At 47.7% G+C, this 14880-nt stretch carries 14 protein-coding genes; 8 read left to right on the top strand and 6 right to left on the bottom strand.

All coding sequences use genetic code 11. The features are described 5' to 3' along the window. Positions 1-54: 54 nt before the first annotated feature. Both lysS and AC1RJL_RS06440 read left to right on the top strand, forming a co-directional pair. Positions 55-1557, top strand: a complete 1503-nt coding sequence (gene lysS / locus AC1RJL_RS06445) for a lysine--tRNA ligase (protein WP_492912094.1) — start codon at positions 55-57, stop codon at positions 1555-1557. Positions 1558-1977: 420 nt separating this feature from the next. Continuing rightward, positions 1978-3615, top strand: coding sequence for a glycosyl hydrolase family 18 protein (locus AC1RJL_RS06440; RefSeq protein WP_492912092.1), 1638 nt, complete (start codon positions 1978-1980; stop codon positions 3613-3615). Positions 3616-3697: 82 nt separating this feature from the next. Here the strand turns inward: AC1RJL_RS06440 and AC1RJL_RS06435 are convergent, their stop codons facing one another. Continuing rightward, on the bottom strand, positions 3698-4552 hold the full coding sequence (locus AC1RJL_RS06435; protein ID WP_492912090.1) for an RluA family pseudouridine synthase: 855 nt from the start codon (positions 4550-4552) through the stop codon (positions 3698-3700). A 28-nt stretch (positions 4553-4580) separates the two neighbouring features. Here AC1RJL_RS06435 and AC1RJL_RS06430 point away from each other — a divergent pair, with 28 nt between their 5' ends. The 3 genes from AC1RJL_RS06430 (at position 4581) to AC1RJL_RS06420 (ending at position 7070) form a co-directional block, all read left to right on the top strand. After that, complete coding sequence (locus tag AC1RJL_RS06430; protein WP_492912088.1) at positions 4581-5114, top strand: YaeQ family protein; 534 nt, start codon at positions 4581-4583, stop codon at positions 5112-5114. A 5-nt stretch (positions 5115-5119) separates the two neighbouring features. Beyond that, positions 5120-5983 carry a thioredoxin gene (gene trxA / locus AC1RJL_RS06425; protein ID WP_492912086.1) on the top strand — a complete coding sequence of 288 codons (864 nt, stop codon included), beginning with the start codon at positions 5120-5122 and terminating at the stop codon, positions 5981-5983. A 151-nt stretch (positions 5984-6134) separates the two neighbouring features. Next, positions 6135-7070 (top strand): YidC/Oxa1 family insertase periplasmic-domain containing protein, encoded by a 936-nt coding sequence (locus AC1RJL_RS06420; RefSeq protein ID WP_492912084.1) that lies wholly within the window; start codon positions 6135-6137, stop codon positions 7068-7070. 33 nt (positions 7071-7103) lie between these two features. Here the strand turns inward: AC1RJL_RS06420 and ylqF are convergent, their stop codons facing one another. Both ylqF and AC1RJL_RS06410 read right to left on the bottom strand, forming a co-directional pair. Further along, the gene (ylqF, locus tag AC1RJL_RS06415; protein ID WP_492912082.1) at positions 7104-8042 is read right to left on the bottom strand and encodes a ribosome biogenesis GTPase YlqF; all 939 of its coding nucleotides are present in this window, start codon (positions 8040-8042) and stop codon (positions 7104-7106) included. 19 nt (positions 8043-8061) lie between these two features. Beyond that, entirely contained in the window at positions 8062-8379 is a 318-nt protein-coding gene (locus tag AC1RJL_RS06410; protein WP_492912080.1) for a hypothetical protein, read from the bottom strand. Positions 8380-8502: 123 nt separating this feature from the next. Between AC1RJL_RS06410 and AC1RJL_RS06405 the strand changes: the two genes are divergently transcribed. Further along, a complete protein-coding gene (locus tag AC1RJL_RS06405; protein WP_492912078.1) occupies positions 8503-9771 on the top strand; it encodes a sugar efflux transporter in 1269 nt (422 codons plus the stop codon). 27 nt (positions 9772-9798) lie between these two features. On the opposite strand, the gene AC1RJL_RS06400 is transcribed toward AC1RJL_RS06405, so the two are convergent. Genes AC1RJL_RS06400 through AC1RJL_RS06390 form a run of 3 tightly spaced genes read right to left on the bottom strand, consistent with a single transcriptional unit; the run spans position 9799 to position 12493 of the window. Then, complete coding sequence (locus AC1RJL_RS06400) at positions 9799-10482, bottom strand: hypothetical protein (RefSeq protein ID WP_492912076.1); 684 nt, start codon at positions 10480-10482, stop codon at positions 9799-9801. A gap of 38 nt (positions 10483-10520) precedes the next feature. Further along, a complete protein-coding gene (locus AC1RJL_RS06395) occupies positions 10521-10940 on the bottom strand; it encodes a DNA polymerase III subunit chi (RefSeq protein ID WP_492912074.1) in 420 nt (139 codons plus the stop codon). Between the two features lie 2 nt (positions 10941-10942). Next, on the bottom strand, positions 10943-12493 hold the full coding sequence (locus tag AC1RJL_RS06390; RefSeq protein WP_492912072.1) for a leucyl aminopeptidase: 1551 nt from the start codon (positions 12491-12493) through the stop codon (positions 10943-10945). Between the two features lie 233 nt (positions 12494-12726). Here AC1RJL_RS06390 and lptF point away from each other — a divergent pair, with 233 nt between their 5' ends. Together lptF and lptG are read left to right on the top strand one after the other, a co-directional pair. Continuing rightward, positions 12727-13827 (top strand): LPS export ABC transporter permease LptF, encoded by a 1101-nt coding sequence (lptF, locus tag AC1RJL_RS06385; RefSeq protein ID WP_492912070.1) that lies wholly within the window; start codon positions 12727-12729, stop codon positions 13825-13827. After that, the gene (gene lptG, locus AC1RJL_RS06380; protein ID WP_492912068.1) at positions 13820-14878 is read left to right on the top strand and encodes an LPS export ABC transporter permease LptG; all 1059 of its coding nucleotides are present in this window, start codon (positions 13820-13822) and stop codon (positions 14876-14878) included. Before lptF ends, lptG begins: the two co-directional genes overlap by 8 nt. Positions 14879-14880: the final 2 nt, after the last annotated feature.

Here is a 14880-nt window from a genome sequence, read left to right as displayed (position 1 = left end):
TAATGTTTAACAACAGGGCGCGGCAAGCAGCGCCCCTACAAAACAGTGAAGACTATGAGCAACGAAATCAATTCAGCACAGCCAGATGCACAAGTGCATGACGAAAACAAATTGATCGCAGAGCGCCGTCAAAAGCTGTCTGCGATTCGCGAAAAGGGCAATGCATTCCCTAATGATTTCCGTCGCGGCGACAAGAGCGTTGATCTGCAAAAACAATTCAGTGAAAAAACCAAAGAAGAATTGGAAGCGCTGAATCATGTAGTCAGTGTTGCCGGTCGTATCATGGCAAAACGCGGCCCTTTTATGGTTGTGCAGGATGGTGAAGGCTCAATCCAGTTGTATGCAGATAAAGCAGCGCAAGAGGTTATTAAAGACAAATGGGGTTTGTGGGATATCGGCGATATCGTCGGTGTGAAAGGTGCGCTGCATAAATCAGGTAAAGGTGATTTGTACGTTAATTTGGAGGAGTATCAACTGCTTACCAAATCCTTGCGTCCGCTGCCGGATAAATACCACGGTCTGAGCGATCAGGAAATTCGCTATCGCCAGCGCTATGTGGATCTGATTGTGAACCCGGAAGTGCGCGATACTTTCCGCTTGCGTTCACAATGCATCAGTTTTATCCGCAATTACATGATCGGTTGTGGTTTTATGGAAGTGGAAACGCCAATGCTGCATGTGATTCCCGGCGGTGCATCAGCCAAGCCATTTATTACGCACCACAACGCACTTGATATGGAAATGTTCCTGCGTATCGCGCCGGAGTTGTATTTGAAGCGTTTGGTAGTAGGTGGATTTGAACGCGTATTTGAAATTAACCGTAACTTCCGCAACGAGGGTGTTTCCACTCGTCACAATCCGGAATTCACTATGATGGAATTCTATCAAGCCTACGCTGATTACAAAGACTTGATGGATTTGACTGAGGATTTGTTGCGCAAACTGTGCGTTGACGTTACTGGCGGCACTACACTGAAATATCAAACCAGTGAATATGATTTTGGTAAGCCTTTTGCACGCTTGTCAGTATTCGATTCGGTATTGCAGTACAACCCGCAAATCACACGCGAGCAATTAAGCACTATTGAAGGTGCGACTAAAGCAGCAAAAGATTTGGGTATCGAGGTTAAAGATTCCTATGGCTTGGGTAAAATCCATATCGAAATCTTTGAAGAAACTGTTGAGCATAAACTTGATCAACCCACTTTCATCACCGAGTACCCAATAGAAGTGTCACCACTGGCACGTCGCAACGATGACAACCCGGCGGTTACTGACCGTTTTGAATTCTTTATCGGTGGTCGTGAGTTAGCGAATGGTTTCTCTGAGTTGAACGATGCGGAAGACCAGGCTGAACGCTTTATGCAGCAAGTGCGCGAAAAAGATGCAGGCGATGATGAAGCCATGCACTACGATGCCGATTTTGTGCGCGCACTGGAATACGGCCTGCCACCGACAGCAGGCGAGGGGATTGGTATTGATCGCTTGATCATGTTGTTCGCCAATGCACCGTCGATTCGCGATGTATTGTTGTTTCCGCACATGCGTCCGGAATAACAGTGAAACAGAAAATAGCGCCTTCAAGGCGCTATTTTTTTGTCTGTACTATTCTATGCTTTAATGCGATTTTTTCGGATAAAAAATATTGGTTCACATTTTGACATTTTTTATAGCGTCAAAATGGTAGTTGGTTCGTGTTTTTATACGACAAACGCTTGCATTGCACAAAAGATATACTTATTCTCCTTCCCAGTCGCTTGTCTTGATGTAAGTTGTTCTCCCGCCTGTACCAGAAATTTCCCTCGATATTGATGTCGCTTTTACTGTACCGGATTCTGTGTATTTGCAAATGACAACGTTGACAATCGCTGACTGACGAATATTGGTGTTGCGTAGCAACTAACGACGGTGAGAAAGGTTTGTTGTTATTCGTCAGTCATTCATCCTTAACTAACGATAATTAAATAGGTAACGTCGATGAAAAAAATAATCTCGCTGGGAGCACTACTTAGTGTGTCCTTGCTGTCAACTGAAGTGTTGGCAGTAAATTGTTCTGGTTTGGCGCAATGGAATAGTGCCAGTGTTTATACCCAAGGGAACAAGGTCCAGCATTTGAACCGCGGCTATACCGCTAATTATTGGACGCAGGCTAACAACCCGACCACTTCCTCAGGTCAATGGGCGCATTGGACTGACAATGGTGCTTGTGATGGTGCGACTTCCAGTGTTGCTCCAAGCTCAGTGGCACCGAGCAGTTCACGTTCGTCGACCCCGAGTTCAATAGCGCCGAGCAGTGTTTCTTCTTCGTCCGTTGGTAGCGTGGGTTCTTGTCCGGCCTTTGTTGCGGGCACTAATTACGCGGCTGGTGCTGTGGTAACTAATGCTGGTGGCGCTTACACCTGCCAGGTTCCAGGTTGGTGTGCATCAACAGCTACCTGGGCCTATGCACCTGGTACCGGTACTTACTGGCAACAAGCCTGGACTGCTGGCGGCAACTGCCCTGGTACTAGTACTTCCAGTGTTAGTACATCACGCTCCAGTTCCAGCAGCTTGGTACCTTCCTCCAGTTCATCCAGTGTTAGCACATCACGCTCCAGCGTTTCATCTGGAAGCAGTAGTTCGGTTGTGACTAATAACGGTAGGGATTTGGTGGGTTATTGGGAAAACTGGCATTGGCCGTTGGAAGTACCAGCGACAATTCCTAATTACACGGTATTGAATATTTCATTCCCATCAATCAACGCAAATGGTTCACTCTATCTCGGTAATGACGGTGGAGTTCAAAACAATCCAACCGCAGCACAAATTACTGCAGCAAAAGCCGCGGGCAAAAAAGTATTGCTGTCGATCGGTGGAGCTAATGCGACTTTTGTGCTGAATAACCAGACACATGAAGATAATTTTGTAAATTCTTTCATCGCGATTAAAGATCAATTTGGTTTGGACGGTATTGATATCGATACCGAAAAAGGCTTGCATACCAATCCAAACGCGCAAATCAGCCAAACCAGCCCACAATATTCTGCGGATTATCTGGTGCGTGCGATCAAACGTTTGAAAGCGCGTTATGGTACGAGCTTCCTGTTGACCATGGCTCCTGAAACTGCGCACACCATTGGCGCTAACCTTCCAAATAACTGGTTGGGTCAATACAATTGGGGTGTTTATTTGCCATTGATGAATGCACTGCGTGACGATATCAGTTGGGTCCAAATGCAGTACTACAACACCGGTTCCATGCCTGGCAAAAATGGCCAGTTCTATAATGCTTCGACTCAAGACGGTTTGGTAGCTTGGACGGAGGCATTAATTGAAGGCTTCCCAGTTGGTAGCACTGGGGTAAATTATCTGGGCCTGCCTGCTAACAAAGTTGTGATTGGTTTGCCTGCATCTACTTCACCATCTGCAGCGGGTAGCGGTTATACCAACCCTACTGTTGTGAAAGCAGCAATACGTTGTTTGCGTTCCGGTGATTGCGGTAGCGGTTACAAACCAGCAAAAACCTATCCTGATCTGCGTGGTGTTATGGCGTGGTCTACTTGGGAAGATTATTTAACGGGTTATGCTTTCTCAAATGCTATTAAAGCATGTGCGTTGAATAACCAATGTAATTGATAGCGTTAGACCTTGAATAAAAAATCCCCACTTGCCGCTAGGCCAGTGGGGATTTTTTTCGATTGCAATATATTTTTATTTACTATTTAAACTGCATTTCTTTTGGCAGTTCAATCGTGACAGGTTGTTTAGTATTAGGGCAAACAAATTCCAGGCGATAAGCCAGTAGCTGCAAACCGGCGCTGGCTTTTGTGCCATAAAGTCTATCGCCCACAATCGGGTGGCCAATATTGGCGAGGTGGCGACGAATCTGGTGTTTGCGGCCGGTTTCGATATGCACATCCAATAAGGTTTTATTATTTTCTACGCGCATTTTTTTGATGTGGGTAATTGCCGATTTACCATCCAGTTCATAATCCAGTGTCATACCGTTTGCCGGTATGTCGCAATCGTCGACTACCCAAGCCTGATAAAATTTGCAAATATCACGCGCCTGGAACAAAGTAGATAATTTTGCGGCACTTTGGCTGTCGTGTGCGAGGATAATCAACCCTTGCGCATCGGCATCAAGGCGATGCACTAAAAAACATTCCCGCTGCCGTTGCCCTTGATTGGGTTGGCCATTCACTTCAACCCACCGTAAAATGCTACAGTGATCACCCCATTGTGAACCTTGCGAAAGCATACCGGCGGGTTTGAACCAGATACTGTAATTACCTGCATCGTAAATCAAATTGGCGCTTTCAGGTTTGCGCGAGAGTACCTGCTCATCGTAAAAAAACTGGATCCTTGAGCCTTTATGCAAAACCTTGGTTGCGCGACGCAGACGCAATGTTTTGCCCTTCAGTGTCCACCAGACGGCGCCTTTATTCATTGCATCCTTAATGCGTTGCTTGGATAGCCCCGTGCCTTCTGCCAACAAATCCAATGCGGTTTGTTCGGCTTGGGTAACGGTGAATTCGAATTTTTGCGGTATTTCAAATGAAGTATCGGACATTATTTAGCTTTGATTAAGTGAGAAAATTGTGGCAGTGAAGGCAACTATTTATAAAGCGAACCTGAGCTTGTCGGATATGGATCGCAATGTGTTTGGCGATTTTAACCTGACTATCGCTTTGCATCCCTCCGAAACAGTCGAGCGCATGATGGTGCGCATTCTAGCCTTTTGTTATCGCGCTGCGGAAAATTTAACCTTTACCAAGGGCCTCTCGTCGATGGAAGAGCCGGATTTATGGTTGAAGCACGACAACGGCACTATCCTCGAGTGGATCGAAGTAGGGCAGCCGGCACCGGATCGGTTAAAAAAGGCATCAGGCCAGTCGCAATCGGTGAAGGTATTTAGCTATGGCCGTGGTATGGATGTGTGGTGGAAAACCAACAGCGCCGCCATTCGTGCGCTGCCTAAGGTGAATATCCATCATTTTGCGGCAGATGAATTGCAGTCACTCACAGCACTGGCCGACAAAACTATGAACCTCACCGTCACTATTACCGAATCAATCGCTTATGTTTCTACTGCAACCGATAATGTAACGGTTAGTTTGCGTGAAATGGAGTAACTCGAATGAATAGTCCTTTGTTATCAATCGTCGACATTACGCTCGACAATGCGCAACAATTTTTAATTGATGAATCATTTAATCGTCCGATCGTGATCGATTTTTGGGCAGATTGGTGTGGCCCATGCAAAAATTTAATGCCCATTTTGGAAAAGCTCGCTACCGAATATGCGGGTGCATTTTTGCTTGCCAAAGTAAATGCAGATGACCAGCAAATGATTTCATCGCAATTTGGTGTGCGCAGTTTGCCGACGGTAATGATTATGCAAAATGGCCAGCCGGTTGACGGTTTCACTGGCGCTTTACCGGAAGTTCAAGTGCGTGAAGTGTTGGCCAAGTATTTGCCTAAACCTTGGGAGGCTCCGCTTGCGCAGGCACAAGCGCTGATGGCACAGGGAAATTTTGCTGATGCATTACCACTGTTGCGTCAGGCATATGATGCCTCGCAGCAACTGGCAAGTATTGCGTTACTGATGGCGCAATCGCATGTGGAACTTAACCGGCTTGATAACGCAGAAGCTTTATTGGCGACGATCAAAATGGCTGATCAAGATGCGCACTATGAGCAATTAATCGCGAAAATTGCGTTGCAAAAACAGGCAGCTAAAACACCGGAGCTTGCAGCGTTGGAAGAAGCTTATGCTAAATCGCCACAGGATTTAACTGTACGTTATCAACTTGCGCTTCAATATTATCAAGAGACGCAATATAGACCGGCGCTTGAACACTTGTTGGAAATCATTCGCACTGAGCGCAATTTTGCCGAGGGTGAGACACGTAAAACATTTACTGTGATTATTGCAGCACTAGGCAAAGGTGATCCTTTGGCAATTGAGTTTCAGCGCAAGTTATTTACTTTGCTTTACTAGGCTTTACCTCGCGGCAAATGGTTGCTGCCATCAAAAGTGGGTACACTGGTACACCTGTAAAAAAACCGTAACAAGTGAGCCCCATGCCGTGTTCGCCATGAGAGTTTGCTGCAATCACGGTCACCTTGCTGCTAGAGGATTATGATAGACAATGAGTAAACGCTATTCCCTGATCGCATTCCTGGCCATATCTGTGGCTTTGTTCGGGTGTGGCAAGTCCAAACAGGTTGAGCAACTGCCAGTATTTTGTAAGCAGGATGGTTCACATCTGTTTATCAAGCAGGGCAACCTCCGCATGGAGATTATGCCGAAGGTGGGGGCTCGTGTTTCTTCGCTGAAATTTAATAATCACGAAATCCTGGTAGGCATTGCCGATGTCGACAAGATTACCGATTGGGGCACTGTGTTTTGGTCAAGTCCGCAAGCGGAATGGAGCTGGCCTCCTATTGATACACTGGACAGCAAACCTTACACGCTAAGTTCCGACACTGACCGTTTGGTGTTGACCAGCGGTATCGATAAAAAAACCGGTTACCAATTCACCAAGACTTATATTCCTTCGGGCGATGACCGGATTGCAGTTACCTATCGCATCACCAATTACAGCGACCATGAAAAAAGTGTTGCGCCGCTTGAGGTGACCCGTTTACCTACGTCCGGTAGTTTGTTTTATCCGCGCGGCGATGGAGAACCTATCAGCGGGATTTTTTACCCGCTCGATGCGCAAACTATTGATGAATTGACCTGGTATCAGTACGACGCTAAAAAGATTCGTACTGATCATCACAAGCTTATGCAAGACGGTAGAGAAGGCTGGTTTGCCTATGTTGATAAAGGCTATTTACTGGTAAAAGAGTTTACCGATAGCCCGCCAGCGGCAATCGCCAACGGTGAGCGCGAGATCGAAATATTTGCCCATGTCGAGCATATTTTTATCGAGATGAAGCAGCAGGGCGCATCGGTTTTGCTGGCACCGGGCGAGTATCTGGATTGGACTGTGGTGTGGCATGTTAAGAAATTACCAGACGAGTTAGCAAATACGCTTGAGCCGCATGCGCTCGCTGATTATGTGCGCAGTTTGTTGTAAATGAATTGGTATCACCGATAAAAAAATCGCCGTTTAGCGGCGATTTTTTTTGGTTTTCAAACGGCGGATGCGATCAGCTTCTTCTTTTTCGATGCGCTTTTTTTCGTCGTCTGCTTTTGCAGCCGTTACTTCCTGTTGCGTCATTTCCGGCGTTTCCCAGCTGATCGGTCCGAGTAGGCCTGCACGCAATTCGGTAATTAATATTGACGATACTTTCTGGATTTCTACACCACCGCCTTTGCGGGTGCAGCCGCGTTTTATGCCGATGGCATCCAGCAGTTCCAAATCTGATTCAGGCAATTCATCCAGCCCATAGCGTTTTTTCAATGCATCCGGATAAGCTTTGAGTAAATACTCGGCGGCGTAGAGGGCGATATCAGCGTAATCAAACACGGTATCTTTGATCGCACCGGTAATCGCCAGACGATAACCGCAGGAGGGTGGCGATAATTTTGGCCACAAAAATCCCGGCGTATCGGTCAACAAGATGCCGTTTTCCAATTTGATTTTTTGTTGCGCTTTGGTCACGCCGGCTTCGTTACCGGTTTTTGCAATGACACGTCCGGCAAGCGTATTAATGATGGTTGATTTGCCGACATTGGGAATGCCCATAATCATGGCACGCGCCGGACGCAATTCGCGCTGGCGCTCACCGACCAGGCTGGTGCAGACGTTCAAAAGGTTGCGGATTTGCTCAGGACGTTGCTGGCTTACAGGAAGGGCTTTTACACCAGCTTCCTGCTCCATCTTTTCAACCCACATAGCGGTAATTGCAGGGTCAGCCAAATCGGCTTTGTTCAATAATTTAATCAGCGGAGTATCGCCACGCAAACTTGGCACCAGCGGGTTTTCGCTGGAAAAAGGAATGCGTGCGTCTATGACTTCGATGACCACATCCACATGGGGCATAACTTCCGCAATTTCTTTGCGGGCCTTGTGCATATGGCCGGGGAACCAGTTAATTGTTGACATGATGTGCTCTGGGGGATTTTTAAAACGTATCCAGTCGTTCACTGGAATCAAAGTGGTGCAGCAATAAGCATTCGTCGTCGGTTTCACCTTCGCAAATAGCCACAGAAATCGGGGCGATTACTGCGCCGTAGGCGGCGTCCTGGTAGAGCGCAGCACTTAACTCCTGCCAGAGTTGCGCCGGAAACTCGGTGAAAAAATTGAAGCTTAAATAGAGTTTTCCTTTTTCTTCAATTGCATCTACCTCAGGTGATCGAATGACGCGAACCCGTTGCAGGAATTGGTCGCGGTCAAATTCGCGGCTATGTTTGGGCTGTATTTGAATGCTAATGCATTGCATTGGGCAGATCCTCGGGTGCAATTGCGGGCGATTATACAGAAAGCGCACACTGACCACCCTTAAATAAGTCAGTTAATAAACGGCCGAACTGGTGGTTAAAAAGCATTAATCCGCTTTCTCCCCATGTTGGACGTAACCGGTTTCAGCTATGATGCGCGCTTGTCCCTCCCTGCGGTATTGAGTGTGTCCTCTCCCTTATTTCGTCCGATTGCACTGGGTTTATACCTGTTGTTTTTTACCGCTGGTGTTGTCGGTGCTTTAGTGTTGCCGACCTTTAGCCTGTTTCTCGCCAAAGAAATTGCGGTGCGGCCGTTACTGGTCGGTTTGGCATTCGCGGGGATTGCATTGGCGAGCATTGCCTACAACCATTGGATCGGGCATTGGTCCGATAAACTTGCTGACCGACGTCCGCTGGTCGCTTTTTGTTGCTTGCTCGGTACTGTGGCCTGCGTGATTTTTGCGCTATCGCGCAATTATTGGTTGGTGGCATTTACAGCGATTTTCTTACTCAGTTTGTCGATGGTTTCATTCTCGCAAATCATGGCCTACAGCCTGGATTACGCCGAGGCAGAAATTCCTGTCGAGCGCATTCCATTGTTTAACGCGATCATGCGTGCGCAAATTGCTTTCGCCTGGGTTGCGGGTCCGCCAGCCGGATTCTTATTGGCGACCTATTTCGGTTTTGATGTGAGCTATGGTATCGCCGCGGTTTTATATGTGCTTGTCGCGTTGGCGAGCTTTAAATTATTACCGCGCCTGCCCAAGAAAAATAAACCGGTAAATCCTGCCGGTGAACAGCTTGGGTTACCGGCACTATCACCAGGCGTTAAGCAGTCACTCTGGCTGTGTGCGATTGCATTTTCATTGTTGTGGGGTGTGAATAATGCCTATCTCATCAGTTTGCCAATCCATTTGAAAGATAACTTGCATTTGGAAGCACAATGGATGGGCTGGGTGATGGGCACTACGGCAGCCTTGGAAGTGCCTTTTATGTTATTGGCCGGGCATTATGCCAGCCGTTTTCGTTTGATCAGTTTGATTCGCTGCGCTGGTGTGGCAGCGTTGCTTTTGTACGTCGGTGTGTATTTTGCGACTGAACTTTGGCATTTATTTGTGCTGCAAATCTTTAACGCAATTTTTATCGGTGTATTAGCAGGCTTAGGTATTTCGGTCATTCAGGATTTAATGCCTGGGCGGTCAGGCGGCGCCTCCGCGCTCTACACCAACACCACTCACGTGGGCAATTTGCTGAGTAGTCTAATGGTAGGGCTAGTGGCGGATTATTACGGTTATCACCAGGTATTTTTGGTGAATATAGTGCTGGTATTTATCGCGATATGGGCATTCGGCAAAGTAAAAACATCGCGTGAACTGGCGGCGACAACGAGGTGAGTTAGCGACTAATTAATCGCTACCGATTTAATCTTCATCTTCATTCAATAACTTTTCCAAATCTTCCACGCTCATCGCAAACAGGCGATGGCGCAGTTCGCGCTCAATCTGCGGCATCATACTGAGCATCACTTCTTCTACCAAATACTGGCGTGGCTTGTTAGTTTTATGCGCAATATTTTTGGTGGAACTGATAATTTTTTTCGCAGTTTCGTATTCAAACAACGGCGGCGGATTATTGCCGTGCAGGCGCTCGCGAATATGCTGGGGCAAAAATGGATTTTCACCACTGGCTTTGGCAAGCGTGCGCTGCGATTGGTGTGCGGTTGAATGAGTATCGCTGGTCAGATGCGATGCGAAGCCCGGTTTTTTGGTGTCTTGCGATGAAGGTGCGATTCCCTGTTCATGTACAGCCGAAACCTTCTGCTGTAATTGTTGGGCAATACTGGTCTCGCTACGTGTTATGCGGTCTTCGGATGAAGTAGATACTTTGAGCGGATTTAGCTCATCAAATAAAAAACCTTGCCCCGGCAAAACGGATTCGTGTCGGGAAAACAGAGTTGGTGATTCGGAATGGAATTCTTCATTGAGAATTTCATCCTCATCTTCCATATCCTGCAGAATCGGAATGTCATCCTCTTCCAGTAATAATCCCTTTATTGATTCCAGCTCCTGCAATATTTCGGCTTTGGTCTTATTCGCATTGGCCATGATGCATACCTGACAATCGTATTATTTGTGTGTTCGTATCACAACTTTCGAGTTTCAATCGGATAGCCGCGGCTTTTGTAAAAGCTGAAGCGCTCCCGACTGGATTGCAAACTCTGTTGTTCCTGAATCACCACTTCACTCAAGCGCTCAAAGCGACTGAAGTAGGGCGGGGTGGTCTTGCTCAAGTTAAGCAATAAACCTTGATGATCGCCAGCGTCCGGAGTGAAGGTAATTTCCACGGGGGCGGGTTTGTCGCCATTGATCAGCTGGTGTGGGATAAAACTTTCCGGCTTGAACGTCCAGAGCAACTCATCGAATGCGTGAGCGTCCGTTTCATCGTCCATGGCAACCAATACACGCACGCCCAAACGCTGCACTTTGTCGATCAAGCGGCAGGCAAACAACCACCGGGCATCACTGGTTGCTTCCGGCAAAATATAAAAATCAACTTGCGTCACGATCAAACCTGATCCAGCAGGTATTGCACCAGCAGACCGACCGGCCGGCCAGTCGCACCTTTGGCACCGCCGGAGCGCCATGCGGTACCGGCAATATCCAGATGTGCCCAGGCAAATTTCCTGGCAAAGCGCGACAGGAAGCAGGCCGCCGTTACGCTGCCCGCTTCGCGGCCGCCGATATTGGCGATATCGGCAAAATTGCTATCGAGTTGTTTTTGGTAATCGTCCCAAAGCGGTAATTGCCAGGCGCGGTCAGCTGATTCTTCACCCGCTTTCAGCAGGGATTTGGCGAGATCGTCGTTATTGCTGAACAAACCGGTTGCGTGGTTACCCAGCGCGATTACACAGGCACCGGTCAGGGTGGCGATATCGACTACAGCCTTAGGCTTGAAGCGCTCGGTGTAGGTGAGTGCATCGCAGAGCACCAGGCGGCCTTCGGCGTCAGTATTGAGGATTTCAATTGTTTGGCCGGACATGGAAGTCACAATATCGCCGGGTTTGGTGGCATTGCCATTGGGCATATTCTCCGTAGCGGCAATCACGCCAACCACATTGATCGGCAGTTGTAAGTCCAGCAGAGTCTGGAAGGTGCCCAAGACGCTTGCAGCGCCGCACATATCATATTTCATTTCATCCATGGCTGCGCCGGGTTTCAGGCTGATACCGCCAGTATCAAAGGTAATCCCTTTGCCAACCAATGCGATGGGAGCCTGTTTTTTGTTGCCGCCTTTGTATTCCAGCACGATTAATTTGGCTGGCTGGTCGCTACCGGCAGCGACCGATAGGAAAGAACCCATGCCCAATTCTTTCAGCTGTTTTTCTTCGAGTATGTTGACGCTCAATTTTGCCTGTTTGTGGGCGAGGCGTTTGGCTTCGCTGGCAAGGTAAGTCGGAGTACAAATATTGCCCGGCAAATCGCCCAGTTCGCGTGCCAGATTAACGCCTTTGGTAATCGCTTGACCGAGTAGCAGGCCTTTAGTTGCGCCGGCAATTTGCGCCTTGGTTGCACCAAAAATAACTTTTTTCAGTTGCAGGCTGAGTTCGGCGGGTTTGCTTTTCAGTTTATCCGCACGATAATCCAGCAGGCTCAGGCTTTCTGCGACCAGACGTGCCTGCCATTCAGTGCTGTGCTGATCGACACTGACTTCTGCCAATGCCAATGTAATTTCGGTACAGGTTGTCGGACGCAATGCATCGGCGATTTTTTGCACGGCGCGGCGATAGTTGTCAGCGCTTACGTGACCGTCTTTAGTCGCACCAAAACCCAATACCAGCAGGCGTTCTGCAGCGATGCCCTGCGGATTCAGCAACAGCAAACTCTGGCCTGCTTTCCCCTGAAAGCCTTCGCGCTTGAGCAGTACTTCCAACTGCTGCGCATCGGCGCTGTTAATAGCGCTTGCGGACGGCGAGAGTTTTACACCTTCATAGCTGGCGACGACCAAACATTGGGTCGCTTGCTTGATGGGCTCGATCGCTTTGGCAGAGAATTGGATCAGGCTGGATTTGATAGTCGCAGGTTTGGCAGATTTTGCAGAGGCTTTGGCGGCGGTCATAGAAAGTCCTTGGTAAAAAAGGAGGAAAATTCGCTCAAGACAAATCGGGCGCGGTGCGTGATAATGCCATAATTCGCGCAGGGCATGGCGGCAAAATTCGGTGAAAATCGGAACCTTGTCGCTTAACGCAAGTCACTAGTTACACCTGCGCTGCGTATCTATAGATGTTGGCGGTAAAGCTGGATAAATTTTGTACATGCCAGTCGCTAATATCGAATGACAGGATTATCACTTTGATTATTTTTCGTTATCTCTCCCGGGATTTGTTAGTCACCAGTTTGGCGGTGAGCGCGATTTTGCTCACCATCTTCCTCTCGGGGAAATTCAGCAATTACCTCGACGATGCCGCGCAAGGCAAACTCGCGGTTGATGTGCTCTTCACCATCATCGCCTACCGCATGCCCAATCTTCTCGAACTGATTTTACCGCTCGGATTTTATTTGGCGATTTTGCTCGCGTATGGGCGAATGTATATCGAAAGCGAAATGGTCGTTTTATCGGCAACCGGAATGAGCCAGTGGCAATTGGTGAGGATTACACTGGTGCCTGCTGCATTTGTCGCGCTTATTGTGGCGGCATTTAGTTTTTGGTTGAGTCCCTTGGGGGCGCAGCTCACCGAGCAAACACTCGCGGAGCAGCGCAACCGCAGCGAATTTGAAAGCTTGCAGGAAGGGCGTTTCCAAGCCATAGGGCAGGGGCGCATCATGACTTATGTTGAGCGAGTAAGTGACAACAACAAACGTTTGGAAAAGGTATTTGTTGCACAGCAGGATGGCCAAACCAATTCCAGTATTGTGGTAGCTGAAACCGGTGAGCAAGCCTATATCCCGGATTATGGCCAACGTTATCTGGTATTGCATAACGGCCATCGCTATGAAGGTATTCCAGGAACGAGAGAATTTAAAATTACCCGCTTTAACGAGTGGGGGCGCTACTTACCTCCCACAACCAGTGAAGCGGAATTTGAAAGCGAAGCGGACGGTAAAACGACCGCTCAATTATTGCGGGCAAATGATTTGGAAAGTAAAGCTGCATTGCAATGGCGTATTTCTATGCCGCTCATGGTGTTGATTGCGACTTTACTTGCTGTGCCGCTGAGTAAAACCAACCCTCGCCAAGGGCGCTATTTAAAAATGTTGCCTGCCATTTTGATTTATATTTTTTATCTCGTCTTTCTGATTAATGCGCGCGGTGCTATTGCAAAGGGTGATCTACCTGTGTGGTTAGGTGTTTGGGTTGTACATATACCATTTTTGGTTATTGCATTATTGATGTTGAATTGGCAGGCGTTATTGCACTCGCGTTCCAAATCGACGAGGGCTGCCCATGCGTAAAATTACCAACTATATATCGCGCACGGTTTTTCTCGCCATCGCCCTGACATTGCTGGTCTTTATTGCTCTGGATTTTATTTTCGGTTTGATTAGCCAACTGGAAAAAGTAACCCAGACATACACCGCACCGGAAGCATTTTATTATATGGTACTCACCGTACCGCGCCGTTTGTACGATTTAATTCCTTACGCTTGCTTGATTGGATGCCTTGCCGGCCTTGGTCTGCTAGCCAGTACTAGCGAATTAACTATCGTGCGGTCTGCCGGTGTATCGGTAAAACGTATTGCCTGGATTGCTTTGCGTCCCGCTTTGGTGTTCATTGCTATCGCATTACTGTTGGGTGAATTTGTTGCGCCCTACACCGAACAAATGGCCGACAACCGTCGGCATTTTCTAAAGTACAACATCACCCAGCAGGCGCCGCAAAAAGTGTGGAATCGTGAAGGCAATGAATTTATGTATGTCAGCGCGGTGCTACCCAACGGGGTTATTTACGGTCTAACACGTTACAAGTTTAACGACCAACACCAATTGGAATCGGCCAGTTTTACCAAAGAAGCGGTTTATCAGGATGGTTATTGGGAGGAAAAAGATATCTCAATTACCGTGTTGAATGACGATGCTGTGCAGAATGAATTAGTGGCAACGCGTCGTTGGGAAACACCGTTAACACCGCAGTTGTTCAATATTCTTGTGCTTGCACCAGAAGATATTTCCATGCGCAACCTGCATTACTATACCAATTATCTGGAAGCGCAAAATCTTAAAGCGAGCAATTACAGCTTGGCCTTCTGGCAAAAACTTTTGCAGCCAATCGCAACAGCTGCTCTTGTATTAATTGCTATCTCATTTGTCTTTGGTCCATTGCGTAGTGTAACAATGGGGCAGCGGATTTTTACCGGTGTGGTATTTGGTATTTGCTTTTTGTTACTACAAAAACTGCTCGGTCCATCCAGCTTGGTATTTGGATTCCCGCCGCTAATCGCAGTACTAATTCCAATCGTATTGTGTATCGCATTAGGAATTTATTTGCTCAACAGGGCGAGATAAAA

It is taken from the genome of Cellvibrio sp. GW822-FHT04B05 (assembly GCF_058800985.1).
This window is presented reverse-complemented; position numbering and strand designations above follow the sequence as displayed.